Annotated in this window: 17 protein-coding genes and 1 pseudogene; 5 read left to right on the top strand and 13 right to left on the bottom strand. The window is 65.0% G+C overall.

Features of this window, described 5'->3' with window-relative positions:
• Window positions 1–31 precede the first annotated feature (31 nt).
• The 13 genes from HPY44_02935 to pyk all read right to left on the bottom strand — a co-directional run bounded on the left by HPY44_02935 (window position 32) and on the right by pyk (window position 16,950).
• Window positions 32–1,243 carry a hypothetical protein gene (locus HPY44_02935; protein ID NSW54944.1) on the bottom strand — a complete coding sequence of 404 codons (1,212 nt, stop codon included), beginning with the start codon at window positions 1,241–1,243 and terminating at the stop codon, window positions 32–34.
• Window positions 1,244–1,483: 240 nt separating this feature from the next.
• Window positions 1,484–2,353, bottom strand: coding sequence for a recombinase RecA (locus HPY44_02930; GenBank protein NSW54943.1), 870 nt, complete (start codon window positions 2,351–2,353; stop codon window positions 1,484–1,486).
• A 33-nt stretch (window positions 2,354–2,386) separates the two neighbouring features.
• Complete coding sequence (locus HPY44_02925) at window positions 2,387–3,007, bottom strand: hypothetical protein (GenBank protein ID NSW54942.1); 621 nt, start codon at window positions 3,005–3,007, stop codon at window positions 2,387–2,389.
• Window positions 3,008–3,033: 26 nt separating this feature from the next.
• Window positions 3,034–4,278 carry an ArgE/DapE family deacylase gene (locus tag HPY44_02920; GenBank protein NSW54941.1) on the bottom strand — a complete coding sequence of 415 codons (1,245 nt, stop codon included), beginning with the start codon at window positions 4,276–4,278 and terminating at the stop codon, window positions 3,034–3,036.
• A 123-nt stretch (window positions 4,279–4,401) separates the two neighbouring features.
• Window positions 4,402–5,325: a homoserine kinase gene (locus HPY44_02915; protein ID NSW54940.1), complete on the bottom strand. Its 924-nt coding sequence runs from the start codon at window positions 5,323–5,325 to the stop codon at window positions 4,402–4,404.
• 46 nt (window positions 5,326–5,371) lie between these two features.
• The gene (locus tag HPY44_02910; GenBank protein ID NSW54939.1) at window positions 5,372–5,746 is read right to left on the bottom strand and encodes a CoA-binding protein; all 375 of its coding nucleotides are present in this window, start codon (window positions 5,744–5,746) and stop codon (window positions 5,372–5,374) included.
• Between the two features lie 535 nt (window positions 5,747–6,281).
• Window positions 6,282–7,403, bottom strand: coding sequence for an alanine racemase (gene alr / locus HPY44_02905; protein NSW54938.1), 1,122 nt, complete (start codon window positions 7,401–7,403; stop codon window positions 6,282–6,284).
• 48 nt (window positions 7,404–7,451) lie between these two features.
• Complete coding sequence (locus tag HPY44_02900; protein NSW54937.1) at window positions 7,452–7,985, bottom strand: HDIG domain-containing protein; 534 nt, start codon at window positions 7,983–7,985, stop codon at window positions 7,452–7,454.
• Between the two features lie 357 nt (window positions 7,986–8,342).
• Window positions 8,343–9,488: a hypothetical protein gene (locus tag HPY44_02895; GenBank protein NSW54936.1), complete on the bottom strand. Its 1,146-nt coding sequence runs from the start codon at window positions 9,486–9,488 to the stop codon at window positions 8,343–8,345.
• Window positions 9,489–9,584: 96 nt separating this feature from the next.
• The gene (locus tag HPY44_02890; protein NSW54935.1) at window positions 9,585–12,557 is read right to left on the bottom strand and encodes a hypothetical protein; all 2,973 of its coding nucleotides are present in this window, start codon (window positions 12,555–12,557) and stop codon (window positions 9,585–9,587) included.
• 158 nt (window positions 12,558–12,715) lie between these two features.
• Entirely contained in the window at window positions 12,716–14,500 is a 1,785-nt protein-coding gene (locus tag HPY44_02885) for a phosphodiester glycosidase family protein (GenBank protein NSW54934.1), read from the bottom strand.
• Window positions 14,501–14,631: 131 nt separating this feature from the next.
• On the bottom strand, window positions 14,632–15,276 hold the full coding sequence (locus HPY44_02880) for a bifunctional 4-hydroxy-2-oxoglutarate aldolase/2-dehydro-3-deoxy-phosphogluconate aldolase (protein ID NSW54933.1): 645 nt from the start codon (window positions 15,274–15,276) through the stop codon (window positions 14,632–14,634).
• 201 nt (window positions 15,277–15,477) lie between these two features.
• On the bottom strand, window positions 15,478–16,950 hold the full coding sequence (gene pyk, locus HPY44_02875; GenBank protein NSW54932.1) for a pyruvate kinase: 1,473 nt from the start codon (window positions 16,948–16,950) through the stop codon (window positions 15,478–15,480).
• A 145-nt stretch (window positions 16,951–17,095) separates the two neighbouring features.
• Between pyk and HPY44_02870 the strand changes: the two genes are divergently transcribed.
• The 5 genes and pseudogenes from HPY44_02870 to HPY44_02850 all read left to right on the top strand — a co-directional run bounded on the left by HPY44_02870 (window position 17,096) and on the right by HPY44_02850 (window position 21,118).
• Window positions 17,096–17,737 carry a hypothetical protein gene (locus tag HPY44_02870; protein ID NSW54931.1) on the top strand — a complete coding sequence of 214 codons (642 nt, stop codon included), beginning with the start codon at window positions 17,096–17,098 and terminating at the stop codon, window positions 17,735–17,737.
• 104 nt (window positions 17,738–17,841) lie between these two features.
• The gene (locus HPY44_02865) at window positions 17,842–18,390 is read left to right on the top strand and encodes a DUF366 family protein (GenBank protein ID NSW54930.1); all 549 of its coding nucleotides are present in this window, start codon (window positions 17,842–17,844) and stop codon (window positions 18,388–18,390) included.
• Entirely contained in the window at window positions 18,387–19,139 is a 753-nt protein-coding gene (locus HPY44_02860; GenBank protein ID NSW54929.1) for a 7-carboxy-7-deazaguanine synthase QueE, read from the top strand. The genes HPY44_02865 and HPY44_02860 overlap by 4 nt, the downstream gene beginning before the upstream one ends.
• Window positions 19,139–20,143, top strand: a complete 1,005-nt coding sequence (locus tag HPY44_02855) for a 2-hydroxyacyl-CoA dehydratase (protein ID NSW54928.1) — start codon at window positions 19,139–19,141, stop codon at window positions 20,141–20,143. The genes HPY44_02860 and HPY44_02855 overlap by 1 nt, the downstream gene beginning before the upstream one ends.
• A 599-nt stretch (window positions 20,144–20,742) precedes the next feature.
• Window positions 20,743–21,118: pseudogene (locus HPY44_02850) on the top strand (hypothetical protein).

Raw genomic sequence — 21,118 nt, 5'->3', positions numbered from 1 at the left:
GGTCATACGCCGTGAGCCATGCCCCGGCGGCTTACAGCATGCGCTGGTACTGCACGATGAAGTCGTTGTGATCGTAGTTGCCAAGCTCGCCCAGCGAATACTCTACAGTGATCTTGTCCATCTTGGTCAGGTCGTAGATGTAGCCGATGTGCAGGGCGTCGAACTCGTCGCCGTTCTGGTCCTTGTTGGGGTCGAACTCCTCGTACCGCAGGTACGCGGTGCCGGGGTGGTCGTCGAAGTGCCAACTGCTCTGCAGGTACCAGCCATCCAGGTCGTGGGCCGTTCCAGCGCCCGTGGCATCCCAGCGACCGTCCAGCCACTCGCCCTGGAAGCCCAGGTGGTCATCGCAGCAGAGGGTCCCCGGCAGGATGCGGAAGTTCAGGCCGAATGCCTCGCGGTCATTTCCGGCGAACTGTCCGTCGAGCCAGCCCGCGCCGACCTGACCCCATTTGGCGAAGTAGGTGGTGTCCACCGCCAGGTCCTTGTGGCTGTCATTGTCCTGTGCGCGGAAGTTGCCATTGGTGATGCTCAAGGTGGTGCGGAACCCGCTCTTGTCGTCGCTCTTATAGCGCTGATCGTTGATGACATAGACGCCGCGATCCCAGGGGCCGCCAAACCACAGACCGCGCAGCCCAACCTCCGGCACGCCCTCGCCGGCAACCCAGCGCTCCGGCGTGAACCGGCAGGAAGAACTCTCGCAGGTGTCGATGCCGAACCAGGTCGGGCCCTGACCGATGCGGAAGGTCCATTCCTTGTTGGGCATGTAGTCCACGAAGATATTGGCCCAGTCGGTCTCCGATGACAGCGCAGTGCCATTGCGGAAATTCGGGCCCACGCCAGCCCATGTCACGACGGCCTGGGTCTTGCTGTTGAACGGCGCGATGGCGTTGATGTACAGCCGGCGCAGCTCGAAGTCGTCCTGTTCCGACCCCAGGTTCGGGTTGGCCACAAATGCCGGCGTGACCGGGGCCGGGACTGCGTCGTACTGCCGCGCATGGTAGCGTGTCTGGAAGTACCCGTTGATGGTGATGTTGTCATACCACTTGGGTTTCGCGGGGGCGGGCTTGGCAATCGGTTCTCCGGCCGCCAAGGCCGCCAGGTCGGCCTCGAACTGCTTCTGCAGTTCCTGCATCTTCGCCTCGTACTTCGCCTTCAGCTCTTCGATTGCTGCGTTCTTGTCCTGGGCGTAGACCGGAACGCAAATCACTACGGCAAGGGCCAGCACAGCGACAACAACTCTCATGCAAGTACCCTCCCATTGGGTGAATTAGGGCACGCCTGCGATGCCCCGACGACATATGCAAAAGGGTGCGCGCGGTAATGCACGCACCCATATTGCCACGTCTCCACGTGGGTGACCGACAGCACTCCGCTGCCGCTTACAGGGTGTCTCTTCGTGTCTGGTTCTCGCCGTCTGACGCCACACTGCCGTTTCTTTGACCACCAAACAAACAAGCAGTTGCTCAGGGACCGCGACTGCCCCTCAGTCCACCGCCTGCAGTCCCTGGGCCGTCACCTCGAAAAACCGGATCTCGTCCGGGCACTGCCCGCCCCGGTTCTTGAGAATGAATGCCCCTCGCCTGACCTTCGCACCATCGATCACGCGCCCCATCACGATAATGGTCGTCGCATTGGTGGTCAGGTCATCCTCCTGGGTCTCCGCGGCGATGAGTTCCGACAGGTCCACCTCGCGGGTGGTCTGCAGGAACATGGCCGCGAGAGCTTCGTACTCATAGGGGTTCGCCGCGACCTGATCCTTGACCTCCATCCATTTTCCGCGAAACAGCTCGCGCGCCACAAGATCATGCCGCTTGCGCAGGACCCTATGAAGGAGATACTCGAAGAGCTCGATCTGGATGGAGTCGCCGGCCTTGTCGAAGGGCTCGATTCCATCCACCACACAGCGCCTCACACCATGCACGAAGTGTCCGTAATAGAAGGCCACCACCGACGACAGCCTTTCATTGAGCACCCGCTTCCAGGCACGCCACTCCTCTTCGGTCATGTTGTCGCGGACCACGCGCTTACCGGTGTAGTTGAAGTTCGCGAAGTAGTCCACGCGACGGAATGACCCGTTCCAGATTGTGTCCGGGTCCACCTCGCCCGACACCATCTCCCAGCCAAAGAGCCGCCGGGCGTACTCGGCGTGCTGCTGGGAGTCCCCTCGCGAGGCCATGTCCAGGGCGATGCCCCGGCTGCCCTCCTGCTTCAGCCCCTGATTGAGAAACGACAGCCCCAGCTGGGTCTTGCCTACTCCCGTCGCTCCGCGGACCACAACCAGCGTACCCGGCTGGACTCCCCCGCCCAGCATTTCATCGATGAACGTCACTCCGGTTGAGTACAGCTCGGCCAACTTTCTCACGTCCTGGGACGGTGCGCACAGCAGTTACGCGCCGACGAATGAGTTGTACTCGTGCAACGCATGCGCGAGCAGGTAGTACAGGGCCGCGACCACGGCGATGCGGTGCAGCCACGCGAGCAGCGCCGGAGCGCCTTTCAGGAATCCAGGGGTCCACTGTCGCCAGGCCCCGGTCAGCAGTATGAGCACGAGGAACGCCCCGGCAAGACGCGGTGGGGAAGTCCCGAACTCGAACTCGCCCTCCTGGACGGCCCTGCCGATCGAGTGGCCCACGGCCAGGGCGACCGCGATCGCTCCAGCCGCCATGTGTACCCGGCGAATCGAGAGGCGGCGGCGGATCGATCCCTTTCGGGCGATCAGGTAAATATACGCGCCGCCGCACAGCGCAAGGAACGCTACGCCGCCGCCAATGATCCCGGCGATATGCACTCCGTCGATCCAGTGCCCGCCGTGTTCCTCATGCTCCTCCTCTTCCTCGTACTCCCCTGCTCCTTCGTGGGACCCGGCGGCTTCCTCTGCGTGCTCGTGCGCATCTTCCGCGTGGGTTTCGCTAACTGCCGGAGCCTCACCTGCCTCCTGCGCCATCACCCATGCCGCAGGGATGAGCGCAAGCATCGCCAGAACAAGCATCCCCCTCCAGAGATCCACATCGCCACTCCCTTTCCTTGGTGCGGCTAACCACACCAGTTCGCAATCGCCACCGCCAGTGCTTTGGAGGCGCTGATGATATCCGCCAGCCGCACCTTCTCGCCCTGCCCGTGAGCCTCGCGAATGTCCGACGGCCCGAAGACAATGGTCGGGATACCCGCGACCTTGGCATAGAGCGCGGCGTCACAGCTTACGTTCCAGCCGAAGACCTCGCTCTTCAGCCCCACGCCCAGCGCCGCCTCGTGCATGGTCGTGACCACCGGGTGTTTCGGGTCGATCTCGTACGCGTCCTTCTTCAGCTTCGGATAAGAGATCTCAAAATGCTCCTTGAGCCATTCGTCATCGGTGCGCATGATGGCCGCTTCGAACTCCGCACGCACCTGATCCAGTGTCTTGTTCGGCAGAAAACCCACACCGCCTTCGACGACGCATTCATCGGGGACCTTGGATGGCCACTGCCCGGCGTGGATCATGCCAATGCAGACCTGTACCGGGTTCTCGTAGCGGTCGAACAACGGGTTGCCCTTGCTCTGGGCAATGAGCTCCTCTTCGTACACCAGCATCCAGCGGATCGCTTCCATCATCTTCTCGATGGCATTGACGCCCTCATGCCGCCGGCCCATGTGGGTGGAGATACCGGTGGTCTTCGCCCGGAACCAGACCGCGCCGCGGTTCGCGGGGAAGACATTCATGTCCGAGGCCTCGCAGACGATGCACGCATCAGCCTCGACGCCCTGGCGGATCAGGGACAGCGCCCCATTGCCGCCGGGCTCCTCCTCCAGAACGAGATGGACTTCCAGTTTCCCGGCGGGCTCGTAACCCTGGGCCTTGAGCGCCTTGAGGGCCAGCAGGATCATGACCACGTCGCCCTTGCAGTCCATGGCGCCCCGGCCGGTGACGAACTCGCCGTCCCACTTCGGTTCATAGCCGCCCCAGTCATCGCCGGGCACCACGTCCATGTGGGTGTTAACGATGAGACTGCGGCCGTCACGATTTCCGCCCTGCACGCTCACGATATTGTAGCGCCCCTCATAGGAGCACTCGTTCTCGTTATGATTGTACAGGGGGTCATCCATGATAGAATCGGGGATTTCCCTGAGTTCGGCGGGGATCCCGAGTTCATCCAGCAGGCCCTTGGTGTAGGCCACCATCTCCTGCTCATGGCCCTGAGTGCTGGGGTAGCGGATCATCTGCATGAGCCACTCACGGGCCAGATCGGTATCGGCCTCGATGGCGGCATGGAGTTGTTCGACATTGATCTTGTCAGACATCATTCTTCTCCAGCGTGTATGGATGATTGCTTGCGCCTGCCGTTGCTCTCTGTGGCGTGCGGAACCCCGTCATCAGGACGGCGATGACGCCTCGCATCTGGCCCCAAGGCAACCGCCTCTGCCTCACGCTTTGCTCCTCTCATCCTGAACCCGCGCACCTTCCGCCGACAGCCCCGCCACTCGCCCTTCACACCTCACGCCTTCTGCCCTCAGTGCGTCCAGCATTGCGGCGAGGACCTGCTCCGCATTGTCCCCCGCGAAGGCGATTACCGTCGGCCCCGAGCCGCTCAGGGCGGTGGCATATGCCCCCGCTTCCCGGGCGGCACGGGTGCATTGCTGCATGCCTTTCACCAGCGGCGCCCGGTACGGCTCGTGCAGGCGGTCTTTCATCGCCTGTCCCAATAGCTCCATGTCCCCCGACACAAGCGCCGCCAGCACCGCCGCCGCGTGGCAGGTGTTGAACACCCCGTCGGCGTGGGAGATGGTCTGGGGCATCACCTTCCGCGCCGCCTCGGTGCTCACCTCGTAGTCCGGGATCGCCAGGCATCCGAGCAGCCCGGGCGGTGGTTCGAAGCGCGCCACGCCCAGGCCCTCGTCGTCCGTGCAGCAGACCGTCAACCCGCCCAGCAGCGCCGGGGCCACATTGTCCGGATGCCCCTCGATCTCCACCGCGAGGTCGAGAATCTCCCGGTCGCCCAGCCCGGCCTCCAGCAGCGCATTGGCCGCCACGAGCCCCGCGACAATGGCCGAACTGCTGCTGCCCATGCCTCTCGCGAGGTGGATTTCGTTATGCTGCTTCAGCCGCCAGCCCGGAACACGGCGGCCTACGAAAGCCGCCAGTTTCTCGGCGCTGCGCAGGACCAGGTTCCGGCCGTCTGTCGGGAGAGTATCGGCGCCGAAGCCCGTGATCTCAACCCGCGTCTTTTCCGCCAGGCCCAGTTCCACGGTGTTGCAGAAGTCCAGCGCCATGCCCAGGCAGTCGAACCCCGGGCCGAGATTGGCCGTGGTCGCGGGCGCCTGAACGGTCACGGTACGCTCGAAGTCCATGCGGCGATGTCCTCCAGTTGGCCCGGACCGTGCCGGACCGCGATCTTCACAGGAGCAGCATGCAGGCGCCGGTGGAGACCTGGATCCCGTTGGCTTCGGCGAGTTCCACCGCCTCGTCACATTCGGAGCCCGGCTGCATCCAGACCCGGGTGATGCCTGCCTCGATGCAATCACGCACAATCTGCACTGTCGAGGCGGGCGGCGTCACGGTGATAACTCCTCCCACCGGCTCGGGCAGGTCGGCAACAGAGGCGTATGCGGGTTCGCCCAGTATGTCGGCGGCTTTCGGGTTGATGGCGTACGCCCGGATACCCTTCGCCTGCAAGTGCTTCCAGACCTGGAATCCGAAACCGCGCCCGTGGCGCGAGACTCCCGCCACCGCAAGGGCTTCCTGAGAGAGCATCTCATCCGCAAGGGGCATTGTCGTCGGCCTCCACTGTTCTCCCCGGCCCCGCGCTGAAGCACGGGTCTACGGGCCTGCAGCCGACCGTCCTCCGGACGGAAAGAGGAGGAGGGTGGCACACCACGCCGCCAGTCGGCCCCGCGCTGAAGCACGGGTCTACAGGCCTGCGGCCGACCGTCCTCCGGACGGAAAGAGGAGGAGGGTGGCACACCGGCCGCCAGTCGGCCCCGCGCTGAAGCACGGGTCTACAGGCCTGCGGCCGACCGTCCTCCGGACGGAAAGAGGAGGAGGGTGGCACACCGCGCCGCCAGTCGGCCCCGCGCTGAAGCACGGGTCTACGGGCCTGCGGCCGACCGTCCTCCGGACGGAAAGGCCCATCGGGTTGCGCACCGTCGTGATGCCGACCGGGACGGTCGGCCTGCGCGTGGTCTGTCCGCGTGGGTCGGGCGTCTCGCCCGACAGCCGTTCCCCTCCCCGTCATCCTGAGCGATGCGACCGCCTGCGGTCGCCGAGAAGGAAAGGCGGACCGAGGGGGTGAGGCAGCCGTCTCACCTTACTCGCTATACACCCTCGGCAGCCGCGCACTCATCCGCGCCGCAATCTCCTGCACGATGGTATCCGCCCGCCGCGCCAGTTCATCCACACTGATGAACTCCTCACCTTGCGCTCCAATCAAGACAGCCTCGTCGCCCATCCGCGCCTGCGGCACAGCCGTGACATCCACCACAATCGCATCCATGGACACGCGCCCCAGAATCGGGCAGCGCCTCCCGCCCACCAGCACATCCGCGTTGTTGGACAGACTCCGCGGATAGCCGTCTGCATAGCCAATGGGCAGGATCGCCACTCGGGCGTTATCCTGCGCGGTGTAGGTGCGCCCGTAGCCAACCGTCTCCCCCCGCTGGAGCCGCTTCAGGCAGACGATTCGGGCCTTCAGCGTCATCGCCTGGCGCGTTCCGGGCAGGCCCTCGCTGCTGTCGGGTGGCGTGATCCCATATAGAATCGCCCCGGGCCGCACGCCATCCAGCCATGACTCCGGGCAACGCGATACGCCGCCGCTGTTTGCAAGATGCCGCAATGCAACCGGCTTACCCAGAGCGTTTGTGAATGTCTGCATCGCTTCGATAGAGGTGTCCGTCTGGCGGCGGGTGAACTCCGGGTCGCTCCCAGCGCTGGCGAAATGGCTGAAGACCCCGCGCACATCGAGATTGCCAAGCTCTCGGATCAGCAGCCCGATTTCCGCCGCCTCATCGGCCCGCACGCCCTGGCGGCCCATGCCCGAATCGATCTTCACCTGGCACGGGACGGCATCACAACCCAGCTTCGCGCCCGCTTCCGACAATGCCCGCGCGAATTCCGCATTGGTGATGGGCGGCTGCACGCCGTACTCCACGAAACCCTCAGCCTCGGAGCAATCCGGCGCGCCGAGAACCAGGATCGGAGAGTCAATGCCTGCATCCCGCAGCTCGACGGCTTCCTGCAGCAAGGCCACCGCCAGCAGTTGGGCGCCGCACTCCACCAGGCGCCGGGCAACGGGCACGGCGCCGTGGCCGTAGCCATTGGCTTTCACCACTGCGATGATGCTCTTGTCTGCGCCAACATGTCGCCTGACGAGTTCGCAATTGGACGCGATGGCGTCCAGCTCAACTTCCATCCACGCAGGTCGCAAAACCATCAACTCTCAACAGTGGCTCGGGCAAGTCTCGGACCGCCCGCGCGGAGTCTACCTCGTTTCATCCCCCGGCGCCAGTACCACGTCGCCGTCGGCGGCCTTGATGATCCGCCAGTCAAGCGGGTCTCCGGGCTCGCGGCGCGTTGCGGTCGCCTCCACCAGTCTGCAGACCGTTTCGGCAACACCCATCTCCCGCAGGACCTGAGCGCCGGAATGGGCGTGGGTGCGCTGAAGCCACATCTTGTGCCGGAAGGTGCCCGGCCGGGCGTGCTCGCTATGCAGTGACAGCCAGTCCATGAGCCACGGGGCCAGCTTATGCGACAGCACCCAGCAGGTGCGGAAACCCAGGTCCAGATTCGCCCCGATCTTGCCCACATCATGCAGCAGCGCGGCCTTCATGATCGCGTCGCGGTTGGCATCGGGGAAGTTGTCCAGCGACCGGGCGCAGAGGTTCGCTACCTTGAAGGAATGTTGCTGGTCCGGCGGGTCCATGCGTTCGAACAGTTCGCGCTCCTCGGGGGTGAGATATCGCTCAAGCAGCGCGAGGTCTTCGGGCGACGGTGACCAGTCCCTCCGCAGGTACATGAACCCCTTTCGGACATTTCGCAGGAAAGCCATCGGCAATCGGGTGCCCGGCAATGGAGATGGCGCGGCGCCCCCAAGTAGAAACCCTCGGGCCTCCGCGTGTCAAGGCGAGGATGCAGGGAAAAGAGGGCGGGTCGCCGGCTCCACACCCATCCGGATGGTCGTCGCCTGCTCGGACCTGTCCGGGCGGGTCCCGACGACCTGCGCAAGGCATGCGCCGGGGCCCGGCCTGCTGCGCGGCGAGCATCGGGGGACTGGCATCCGAAGGCGAGCCGTACCCGGGTTCGGTGCTATGCCCAACGCATGCGGTCCCGGGCTCTCGCGTCCGGAACCCGAGCACTCCGGACGGTGCCGCGATCAGTCGGCCCGGGTGCCGGTGTGCCGGGTGATGGTGAACCGGATCTCCCGCGCCTTGCCCGCCGGCAGTTCGAACTCCCACTTCAGCAGGTTGGCTTCCTTTAGCGTCGGCGCATCAGGGCTCGTGAAATCCCACTTGCCGCCAATGCCCTCGATCAATTCCACCCTGATCGCGGAAGCGCGCCGGTTGCGGAGAAGGTCGCTGACTTCCTCCGTCGTGTCGTAGCCGGACACCCGGCCCAGGCGATCGAACTCCAGCATATTCTTGCCGCGCTTGAGTATCTTGCGCTCGAAGATCACGTTGGGCTCGTCGCCCAGCAGTATCTCGGTATCCTTGTCCTGGGCCTGCACGAGATCACCCGCGGCCACTGGCACCAGGTCCAGGCCGACGCGCTCGGAGACCTCCAGGTGGCCCTTGGGCAGAGCGGTGGGCAGGCCGAGGTCTTTCATATCAACGATCAGGAAGCGGCGCACCTTCTGGCCCTGGGATTCAGGCTCTGCACGGTAGACCACCCGCGCCGGCAGGTCCCGGGCCCGGATGAAACTGACCCGGCGCTGCCAGCCGGGCTCCAGCGTGAAGTCTTCAAGCCGCGCCAGGGTCGGCAGCACGCCACCGGCTTCGGCGGACTCCATCCTCCCCAGCACACCCGAGGGCGCTACACACAAGGAGACATCCACTCCGCGCAGGGGGAGCTTGCCGGCATTGGTGAGATGCAATTGTCCGACCAGCGCCGCCGTGCCCGCTTCGGCATCGAAGCTCAGGCGGTAAGTGGCGCTCCACTTGATGCTCCGGACGAAATACGAGGCCACGAAGCGGTACTCGCCTGCCTGATCCACGCGCACCGGCCAGGCGAAGGTCTTCGAGGTGCCTGCGGGCTGGCGCACGCCGCCCACGACCACGGGCTGGGCGGACCGCAGACTGATGGCGCCCACATCCACATCCGCGTCGGTCCACTGGAACCGCACTTCGCTCTCCCCGGCGGGCAGGAGGACCTGGCAGGTCTCCTGGACCATTGCGCGGTCCGAGTCCGCGTAAAGGGTGACGGACAGGTCCTCAATGGGCGCCTGGCGCAGGAGCGGGACCTGCTGGGCGAAGGCTGTTCCGATCAGGACCAGCGCGATCAGACACAGGGTGCAGCGCTTCATGACGAGTACCTCGTTTCACAGCGGCCCGCGCATCGCGCCGGCCGTTTTCACTCAGCCGCGTGGAGCAGGCGTCTCGCCCGCCGCCGTCCGCCGTTGCTAAGGAGCGGCCGGCCGCACTCCAAACTCGATCGTCTCGGACAGCAAGGGCGCGCCAAGAATACTGATGCGCGCGATGTAGCGCCCGGGCTCAAGTCTCTCGCCCTCAGGCCCGCGCCAGACGGCCTCGGCACTCTTGCCCGGCTCGATCTCCAGTTCCGCAGCGGGGAAGCGCACACCTGCCTGGACGATGCTGCACGCCACCGTCACCCGCACAGGGCTGTCCGGGTCGATGTTCACCACAGGCGCCTTGATCTCCACCGTCTGGCCCGCGATGATATCCGTGGCCTTGATCTCACCGATGCGCGCGTGGATGCTCGGACGGCCCGGGAATCGCAGCCGAACCGGCCTCGCGACGGACGACCTGTCCGACAGCAACTGAAGAACTCCGCTCTGCATTCCGGACGGCGCCCTCGGGTCCGGCCGCCAGCGCAGCGACAGGACCCGCTGCTCGCCGGGTCCGAGGGTCGCTTCCGCCGGCGGGCCAACGATTTCGCCGTGGGGTGGGACGAACTGAAGCCGAACCCGGGCGGGTTCCTTGCCGAGATTAGCCGCCTGCGCGCGTACCGTGAACACGGCCTCCGGATCCACCGACCGGCGCGGGGGATCGGGTCGCAGCGCGAGCAGTCCGTTCTCCGATACCCAGGAGCTTCCCCCAAGGCAATCCGCCTCAAAGTCATACGCCGCGCCGGTGGCCATCACATTCAGCACCCGAAAGCGCGGTGTGACACCGTCGGCAGGTGAACCCGGGTACGGGAACCAGGCGACTCCGTCGCTCAGGCTGACCCGCGACATGCAGTCCCCATCCACTCCGACCCACTCGCCGGTCACCCTGGCCTGACGCACTGCCTTGCCCGAAGCGTCCACGATCCTCACCGCGGCGGTCCAGACTGGTGAGGGCAAGTCGCTGCGTGGAGGGTCGGCCGCATCGCCCTCATTGGTCACCATGGCGGGGATGGAGCGTCGGGTCTGACTCACGGTCACATCGGCCACGTGAACCAGCCGCGCACCGGCGGGCTTCGCGGCGCGCACACGATCCAGCGTCACGTACCGGTCCGGCTGCCAGTCCTGGTCGAAGTACCCCGCTTCCACGAAGTACCCCGCCTCATAGCAGGTCACAGGCGGCTTGTTGTTGACATTGCGCACGAAAGGCAGGTCCGCCTCGTCGGTGTTGAAGACCACGTAATCCGAGTAACCCCAGTACAGTTTCTCCAGGTCGAACTCCAGCCCGCGCAGGTCCTTGCCTCCGGGCTGGGTCGCGAAGCGGCCCTTGCAGATCGCAAGGTAGGTCTTGCCCTGGTTCAGGGGGTTGGGGTAGACCGCGAACACCCCGTACTTCCGGCCGCGATACTCGCGGTCGCCGGTGAGCGGGTCGGTCACAAGCACCGAATCCGCCCGCACCTGCACTGGCAGCGGCCAGACCGAGTGCGCGCGCTGCAGGAGACGGCTGGTGTCCAGCGTGCCGTAGACGATGACATTGCGCGCCTGCAGGTCTTCGGGCGACAGATCGTCTTCGGGTATCGCCGTCAAGCCCGGCCCGTGGACCATGAAGTCGTTCCAGCCTCTACAGAAGGCCTCGGCTTCGGCGCGGTGAACGGCCACGTCTTCGTCCGGTCCCGCGGTGCCGTAACAGACGACATACGGCGTCACGAAGGCATGCCCCAGCGGCCCGCAGATTTCGGGCGACTTGACCGGCAGACCGTCCACCTCCGCGAGGCTCGACGGATCGCCCGGTATCGCCAGCCAGCCGGTGAGTCGCCCCAGGTCGTCGCGCACCGCCTCAAAGCGCACGATGTCCACGGGGCCGAGATAGCAAGGGATTCCGTCGGCGAACACCGCAACGCGCCGCAGTTCGCGGATGTCGGACCCGTGGAGGTTCAGGCTGAAGGCGTCCAGGTTCACCGTGGAGACATTCACCACGCCCACCGGCGTGTCTGTATACTCACGACTGCTTGGAACATTGGGCAGGCGGCCGGTTGAGCCGAGGTCCGGCGCCCAGGCGGTTGACGCGTCCAGGCTGCGCAGGCCCCCCAGGGCCGCCACTACCTCGCACTCGGGCTGCTTGTCGGTCCAGCATTCCAGGAGCGACTTGTCCCCGGGAACTGCCTGCCGCTCCATGCGCGCCCAGTAAAGCTCTCCGTGGGCCAGCACGGTGGTGGAGACCACAAAGTGCGCGGGATTCTCCGCAGTTGTTTTCCCGAGGAAGTAATTGTAAATCCATTCGAGGTTGTAGCCGCCGCCGTGGCCCTTGTCATAGTTGAGGGTGAGGCCGGAGGAGTACAGCCCCGGCTTATCGATGCCCAGGTCCAGCAGACGGTTCGCAAGATCGATCCCCTGCCACGGATAGACCACATCGTCGCGCCCATCGGCGATAACATGCACATCCCCCCACAGTGCGCGTTCGGCCAGGAAGAAGGGCGAAGACGCTTCCAACAGGGGCCGGCGGAACTCCTCGATCTCGTCGCGCTGGTCCTTGCGGGCATACCAGTGCCAGTGCCATTCACCGTAATGCGTCCAGCCGTCCACCCCTGCTGCGGAAGCGATGTAGTCCGGGTGCACCACGCCCTGTCGGAAGGCTCCCGTCCCGCCCATGGAGCCGCCGGTGATGTAGATGCGGCTGCGGTCTGCACCGAAGCGTGTGGCCAGATCGTCGATGACTTCCCGCGTGGCGATATCGCCGATGCCCCAGTAGAAATTGGGCCCGCGGGCATTGAGTTGTACGAGAATCCAGCCGTGGGCATCGGCCCAGTCCTTCTGCCACTGGGAGAAGCCGGCGCTCACCGACCAGCCGTAACCGTGGGCATGGAGCACAACCGGGTAGCCGCCTTCGGGAGCCTCGCGGTCGGGGACGTAAATGCCGTAGGCCTGCCGTGAACCGTCCACCGGAGACAGGTAGTCTACAATCCCCGAGTAGGGCTCGGCGGTGCAGGCGACGGCGATACAGACGCAGGTGCAGAGCAGAAGGCAGCGCATGATCGGGGAACGTTTCGCGACAGGCAGAGGAAACCCTTCAGCGTGTTTGGGGAAAGGCAAAGGCCGGGCCGGATGGGTCTCGACGCCTCGTACCAACGGGCTTTCCCATGCGGCCCCTCCAGACGGCAGAGCCCCCCGGCAGAAACCCTCACCAGCCCTCACGGAATCCCGTAGATGAGGATCGCATTTGAGACCGGACGCTGTGCCCCGTCCGTGGGATGGTTTGAGACCCGGCCCTTGAAGAACACGGTGGTTGAACCTCCGCCATCCAGCGCCATGGCATCGCGGCAGCCCAGCTTCCACATGACGCTGGACAGTTCCCACAAGGTCAGGCCTTTGGCGACGTTCGCCTCGGCAGCCACGAACATGAGGTTCCCGTCGGCGTCAATCCCTACGGCCGAGCGCGGGCATGGCCTTCCGGGTCCCAGCCGGAACAATTCCTCCTCGTGGGTCATCTCGCGCTCCCCGTCGCGCACCAGTTGGGGGCCCGCGCCGACAGCGTGCCTGAGATTGGGCCAGTGCGGGACCGCGTCCAGGTGCACCGAAGCCCGTGTGCCCGGGACCACATTGGCCAATATGACACCCGCTTCGCCTCCGGCCGAGATCACATACCCGTCCCCCGGAATGCCCACGGGAAGGCCGGTTTTCTCAACCCGGGTGACGACACCGTCGCCCGAGATCACCAGCCGCACCTTGTTGCCGGCTCCCTCCACGGCATTGCCCCAGCGGCGCGTGTAGACCATGGGCCGCGCAAGGGCCCAGTGGCTGGCATTGATCCCGCCCAGGTCCAGCTTCGGCAGACCCTCAATGCGCAGGCTGCCCTCGAACCGCTGGTGGCCGATGATTGCCTTCCCGTCGTACGTCAGCCCAAGAGCTGTGCGATTCCGCATGGGGTGCTTGATCATCTCGCCGTCGATCACCAGCATGCCAAGGGGCGCGCCGCTCTTGTCGAAATGCCCGCCGTTGATCGCCGCCGGAGCGCTTGCTCGGGCAGCCATCTTGCTCACCGTCGCCAGGGTGCGGATGGTGGGCCCGGCCATTGCCGGACGGACAGCAGTCGGGGATGCGATTAGCACGAACACCCGCACCAGCCCGCGCGCTGTGCTGAAATGGCGGACCGTCCAGGGCGTGGCAACCTTCGGCGGCAGCGCGGGGGACTTCTTCGGCAGGGGCTCCACAGGCTCCACCGGCGTGGCGTTCAAAGGCTTGAGCCGCGGAATGTCGGCGATGATTCGGCTGGGGTTGCCCAGGGAGATCAGCGACGGCTGGCCTCCATTATCGAAGCTCACCGTGAGCCGCGTCCAGTTGTCGTCCGTGCGCTTCGCGGTGACTTTCGGCTTCAGCGGGTCCTCGAAGGTGAACAATCGCAGGGCGCCCCAGTCGGGGGGAAGGACCTCAGGCGGCGGGATGTCGATGATCAATTCTCCATTGGATTTCGCCTGCCAGTATGGCGACGGCCGGGACATGTCGAACACCAGTCGATAGTAGTCCTGATGCGCGCCGCCGCGCACATCCTGCACCACCGCGCCCGGCGGGAGAAGATCGAACCCCTTGTTCCCCTCTCGGCGACCCCAGATGATCCCGAAACTGCGGCTGATCATCTCCACCGGCACGTAGAGCCGGCCGTCGATGACCACTGCGGGATGGGCCGCGCTCATGGCTGTGTTGTCCAGCACAAACTGCTGGCGGCCTTTGAACACCTGCAGTACATGACCGAAGGCTTCCAGGCGCCACGAGCCCGCGGCAGAACCTGTGGTGACCGCGATGCCCAGATGTCCGGACAGGAACCCGGCGGGAAGCATGAGATGATCGGAGACCACGACGGCGGGAGGGTCGATGTTTGCGGGGCGACCGGCAATGGACACATAGACCGCCGTGGGGTCGGCCAGTGCGCCCACGGCCGGAATCAGGGACAGGCAGATTGTCAGGAGGCTTCGGTTCATAGCTTCATCGATTTCGGTTTCGCAGTAGCGCCGGTCCTGTTTCGGTGCGAATCTTCCCTGTCCTTTCTTTTCCCGGCATCAGTCCGGCGTTTTCCTCTACTGTTCTTGGGACGGTCGAAAGCTTCCCGGGTTCATTCCCGGGCAGCCAGTACCGCCTGCCGAATCTCCCTGGCACGACGGGTCACTTCGTCGAAATGTCCCGCTTCGACAAGGGCCGGGTCTACCACATTGCGTCCGGCGCCCACCGCGAAAGCTCCCGCGCGCACGAATGCTGCTGCATTGTCGGCGGAAATGCCTCCTGAAGGCATGACTTCGACCCGCGGCAACACCCGCCGGACGGTGCTGACATATTCTGCATTCAGCATTTCGGCGGGGAAAAGTTTGACGATGCTTGCCCCCGCATGCCAGGCCACCTGAATCTCGGTGGGGGTCAGTGCTCCGGGAATTGGCAGCAAGTCGTGCTCGATCGAGGCCCGCACCATGTTGGGGCTGGCGCCGATCCCGCTGCAGAAGTCTGCCTGGGCCGCGTCGGCGAGGGTCGCCATCTCACCATTCAAGACTTCTCCGGCCCCGATGATCATCTGGTCCGCCCAATGCTCTTTCAAGCGGCTGATATCTTTGAGAGCGCCGTGGACCGACATGGCGATCTCAACGCAGTCCACGCCCGCGGCGAAGAGGGCATCCAAAGTCCGGGTAAGCGCCTCAGCGCCTATGCCGCGAACTACCGCCACCACTCCGCACGTGTGAATGCGCTTGAGGGTGTCCTCCATCTGCATCTTGCACCATTCCCTTTGCGGCAGGTTAGGCGTCAACTGTCGGCTTGACGCAGAGGGTTCCTGCATTGTCTGGAACTGAACCGGAGTACGCTCCTGTTCCATGGACGCGGGCCCCGGCGCCGGTGTCCATGTCCGGGGCTCAGCCTGCCGGACGGCGCAAGCACCCGGCGCCTGCCCGAGCCCACCCCGCATCAGATCGGGTCAGTGAATCACCTGCAGCTTCATCATGTTGGTGGTGCCGCGGCGGCCGATGGGTGTACCGGCGGTGACCACGATCACGTCCCCGGCCTTTGCTATATTCATTTCGCGGATTCGCCGCTCAATGCCTTCCAGCATTTCATCGGTATCCTGCACCGGTTCTATGAGCGTCGATCGCACACCCCAGTACAGAGCGCACCGCCGCGCAGTTCCCGGAAGCGGCGTGGCCGCGAGCACCGGCACCCTCGGGCGGCACTGGGACGCGAGCCGCGCGCTGGAACCGGACTGGGTGAAAGCCACGATCGCCTTGGTATCCAGATTCTCTGCAACCTGCGCAGCCGCCCGACTCAAGGCGTCTGCGAAGCTCAAGGGTTCGTCGGATGCGCTGGCCAGTCGCAGGTGGCTGCCCAGGAACAGCTCCTCTTCAGCGGACTGAGCGATCCGGCGCATCATCGCCACTGACTCCACCGGATACTGACCCACCGCAGTCTCCCCCGACAGCATCACGGCGTCAGTGCCGTCCAGGATGGCATTGGCCACGTCAGATGCTTCCGCGCGTGTCGGGCGCGGGTGCTCGCGCATGGAATCGAGCATCTGCGTGGCGGTGATAACCGGCTTTCTACGTCGGGCGCACTCGCGGATGACGCGCTTCTGGATCATCGGCACCTTCTCGGGGGATAGTTCCACACCCAGGTCACCACGAGCCACCATGATTGCGTCGGCGGCGTCGATGATGGCCCCGAGCTCATCGATGGCCTCGGGCTTCTCCAGCTTGGCGATTACCGGAACGTCGCTTCCCAGGGCCGCGATGGCATCCCGCGCTACCCCCACATCCACCGCCGACCGCACGAAACTCACCGCGATGTAGTCGACTCCCAGGGCCACAGCGAACTCCAGGTCGGCGCGGTCCTTGGAAGTGAGGGCGGGGCTGCTCACCTGCACGCCGGGCAAATTGATGCCCTTGTGCTCCCCCAGGAATCCGCCCACCACGACTTCGCAGAGGACCTCGGTCTGCCGGACCTCGCAGACCCTCAGTTCCAGAAGCCCGTCATCCATGAGGATTCGGTCACCGGGCTGCACGTCGTCGGGCAGAGACTTGTAGGTGGTGCTCACGCGGGAAGCGTTACCGGCGAGTTCTTCCGTCGTGATGGTGAGTGTCTGGCCGGCTTCCAGCAACACCGGGCCGCCGCCTTCGAGCAACCCGGTACGAATCTTCGGCCCCTGCAGATCGGCGATGACTCCCAGGAAACGCCCGGTCTCCTGTTCGATGGTGCGGATCCGGCGGAAGATCTCCTCGTGGGTCTCGTGGGTCCCGTGGGAGAAATTGAGGCGCATCATGTCGGCGCCGGCGTGCACCAGACCGCGCAGGACGGTTTCGCCACTGCTGGCCGGGCCGATAGTGGCGATGATCTTGGTGGGGTTCTCGATACTCAGGATTGGGGCTGGCTGGCGGTCCAAGGACGGCCTCCGAGGCATCGTAGTGTGGTTTGCATGCCAAGAATCCCTGTGCTATAATGCGAGCGCAATCAGGGATGTTATTAGCCTACAGAAGCCCGTCGGGAAAGTCAACGCGCGCCATACCGGCCAGTGCCGGAACCGGGCGCTGCGGAGGTTCGCGCAAATGCCAGATGAGATCGATCTCAAGGCGCTGTGGAAAGACGTCGACATGGGCGTCCGCCGTCTGCCCGGTACTACAAGGACCCTCTGGGAAGCCGTGGAGGCCGCCGTGCCTCTGGTCATCGAGGGCGATACGCTGATCCTGGGCTTCGACCCAAAGGACATGCGCCATGCGAGCTATGTTGAGACCCGCGTGAACAAGTCCCAGGTGCAGCAGGTTCTCCAGGCGAAGACCGGCAAACGCCTGGACATCCGCTGCATTGAAGGGGCAACCGTGGACGCGTGGGAGCGCACCAAGGAGCGCGAAGCTCAGCGTGAACGGGCCACCCAGGAGGCTCTCGCGCAGCAAAGAGCCCACAGCGCCAGCACGCGCGGCTGGGCCCAGCTCAATGCCGATCTGCAGGCGCTTTTCGCCAGCACCGAGGCCCGGCGCTACGCCACCTCCCAGGCCCAACTTTTCGTGAAGGCATTACCCATGGTCTACGAGACCGAGACCAAAGTGCGCCAACAGGACCCGGATGCTGAGCATGATACCATCATGGGGCTCAACCGCGCATTCGACCGGATCGCCACGGTCTGCGATCTCCCGGCCACCCAGGTGGCGCTGGAGTACATGCGTTATAAGGCGGCCCGGAAGGGCAAGTAACCCGGCGCACTCCAGCCTGAGTACTCCGACCGGCCGGCCTGTGTGCCGGTCGGTCCTGTTTCCGGTGGCCTCATTCCCTCACCTGGAATTGGAGCTCCCAAGCCATGCAGACCCACTTCGCCACCGTCCCTGTCGCTTACACAGGTCGAGAGCTGCGCTCCCACTGGATACTGGACACTTTCGATCTGCGCGGTGATGCCTGCGTCGGATTCTGCGGGCCATGCCGCGTCGAACTATCGGAGATGGTGGATAAGGCCGACGTAGCCCGCGGCGTGGGCATTGAGGCTCGAGAGATGCTCCACTTCCTGTGTGAGTTCTTCGACCCCGACCTGCCCAAAGCCATCCTGCGTCAGCGCCTTCTCGTGGCTATCGCCGCCGAACAGTTGGCTCACGTCGAAAAGCTGCACAGGGAGGGCGACGACCTGTATGTGGGCGAGCGCAAGCTGTCGGTCTCAATCGCAACCGTTTCTCCGGTCTCCAGCCTGATCCACTTCGCGCTCAATATCGACCCCGCTGGCGCCCCTGTTCCGGCGGTGGGTCTTGCCGAGCTGGGTGTTGACCCGGAACAGTTCGCCCGGCGCTTGATGACGGCTTTCGCGAGGGAACTCGAAACCATCGACGCTGCCCGCTGCAAAGTGAGGCCGGTGCCGTGACCCGCGCACCGCTGGCAGAGATCTTCAGCTCCTTTCAGGGAGAGGGCCCGCTGGTTGGGGTACGCCAGGTGTTCGTGCGCCTGCGAGGCTGCGACCTGACCTGCGTCTACTGCGATACCCCGGCGGCGCGGGAACTGGCGGGCACCTGCCGCGTCCAGTCGGAGCCGGGCCTGGATGGGTGGATGGAGATCGACAGTCCGACAACTGCAGGCCAGGTCGCCGCTCACGTGCGCCGTCTCGCCAAGCCCGCGGAACACACCCATTCCGTGGCGATTACCGGCGGAGAACCCCTCCTGTACCCCCGGTTCGTCTCGGAGCTTGCCCGCGAACTGCACGCCGCAGGCCTGCAGGTGTGGCTGGAATCCGCGGGGCACCTGCCGGACGCGCTCCAGGAAGTCGTGGACCAGCTGGACTTCATCTCACTGGACTACAAGCTCCCCTCCACGCTGCGGCATCCTGTGCCGGAGGACCTTTTCGTGCGCAGTGCGCAGATCGCCGGCGACAAGTGCGTCGCGGTGAAAGCCGTTGTCCTGGAGTCCACTCCTGACCGGGAACTGCAACGCGCCGCGGCCTTGCTCAAAGAGAAGAAAATCAGCGCGCCACTGGTGCTCCAGCCCGTTACCCAGTTGGCAGCGGAATATGGTGCGCCCACGGAAACGAAGCTGCACCGGCTGTATGAGATCGCACGGCAGCACCTGCGGGACGTGCGCATCATCCCACAGTGCCACCGTGTCATGGGAGTTCGCTGATGCCGCGCGTGGTCGGGTTCACGACAACAATTCCGGTGGAGATACTTCTGGCCGCGAATATCGTGCCGGTGGACCTCAATAACATCTTCATCTCCGACCCCGACAGCCCTGGCCTGGTGGCGTCGGCCGAGCGCGAAGGCTACCCGCGCAACACATGCGCCTGGATCAAGGGCATCTATGCCACCACGCTCGCCCGGGGCATGGAGGAGATCATCGCGGTGACTCAGGGCGACTGCAGCCAGACCCACGCGATGATGGAGACCCTCCGGGTGCGCGGCGTGAAGGTATACCCCTTTGCGTACCCCTCGGAACGCAACCGGGAACTGCTGGCCGGACAGTTGGCGCGGATGGCTGAGCATTTCGGCACCACCCTCGAGCAGGCCGAAACAGTGCGCCGTGAACTGGAGCCCCTGCGGCGGCAACTCGCGGAGCTGGATCGTCTCACCTGGCAGGAGGGTGTGGTGTCGGGTTTCGAGAATCATTATTACCTTGTGAGCGCCACGGATTTTTGCTCAGACGTGAAGGGCTTCGCCACGCAGGTGGCGAACCTGCTCAGCGAAGCACGCCGGAGAACACCCGCAAAGTCCCGCCTGCGTATCGGGGTCATCGGTGTCCCGACGATCATTGGGGACTTCTATCAGGTGCTGGAAGGCCTGGGCGTGCAGGTGGTCTACAATGAAATGCAGCGCCAGTTCTCCATGTGCCAGTGCGAGAACTGCGACCTGATCGAGCAGTACTTGAGATACACCTACCCCTACGATGTCTTTGGACGAATCGAAGACATCAACCGGGAGATCGACCGCCGCAACATCGACGGCATCGTGCATTACACGCAGACCTTCTGCTTCCGGCAGATTCAGGGTCTGCTCCTGAAGCAGTATCTGAAGGCACCGGTGCTTGAGATTGAGGGCGACCGACCGGGACCGGTGAATGCGCAGAACCGGTTGCGCCTGGAAGCTTTCGCGGAGACGCTGGAAGCCCGGGCGCGCCGAAGTCGCGAGTGAACACACCCGGCGCTCCCCAGGGATGCGCCCGCTTCGGACCCGGAGCCGAAAATCCGGGGTACGAGGCAGAAGAGGTGAAGGTCATGGACCGGACGAGACGCACAATGGTTCTTCTGGCCGCGGCATTGCTGATCGGGGGATGCTTCCCCGCAGCCGCCCAGGAAGTCGCGGGCGAGTTCCGCGGCACCGTCGTCCTGCGCAGTGGCGAGACTTTGACGGGCGTCATCAAGCTGGCCGAGTTCGGTGTGGTACTGGGCTCGGGCGTGGGCTCCCTGCGCCAGGAGTACGGATCCCTCAGGCTGACCACAGCAGAGGGTGACGTGACCATCCCGGCCCGGGATATCAAAATCGTGGATGCTGACTGGGCGAACCAGGGCTCCGAGGACCAGCCGAAATGGGTCATTGAGCGCATCACCGTGACGCGCAATGATGGATCCAAGATCGAAGGCACACCCACCTGGCTCCTGCACTGCAGCACCGCCAGCGTGGAACTGGAGAATCGTCAGACCAAGCGCGTTCACGCCTTCCCCCTCGCGCAGAAGGACTTCACTCCCGACTCCTTTATCAAACGCATCGTGATCGGTGAACTTCCGGCTGAAGCACCCGCCGCTCCGGCTGAAGCACCCGCCGCTCCGGCTGAAGCACCGGCCGCTCCGGCAGAGGCACCGGCCGCTCCGGCTGAAGCACCCGCCGCTCCGGCTGAAGCACCCGCGGCTCCGGCAGAGGCACCTGCCGCTCCGGCTGAAGCAGCTGCGGCACCGGCTGAAGCACCCGCGGCTCCGGCAGAGGCACCCGCCGCTCCGGCTGAAGCACCGGCCGCTCCGGCAGAGGCACCCGCGGCACCGGCTGAAGCACCCGCCGCTCCGGCAGAAGCACCCGCGGCCCCGGCTGAAGCACCCGCGGCTCCGGCTGAAGCACCCGCCGCTCCGGCTGAAGCACCTGCCGCTCCGGCTGAAGCACCCGCGGCTCCGGCTG

Source organism: Armatimonadota bacterium, from assembly GCA_013314775.1.
In the GTDB taxonomy this organism is placed as follows: domain Bacteria; phylum Armatimonadota; class Zipacnadia; order Zipacnadales; family JABUFB01; genus JABUFB01.
This window is presented reverse-complemented; position numbering and strand designations above follow the sequence as displayed.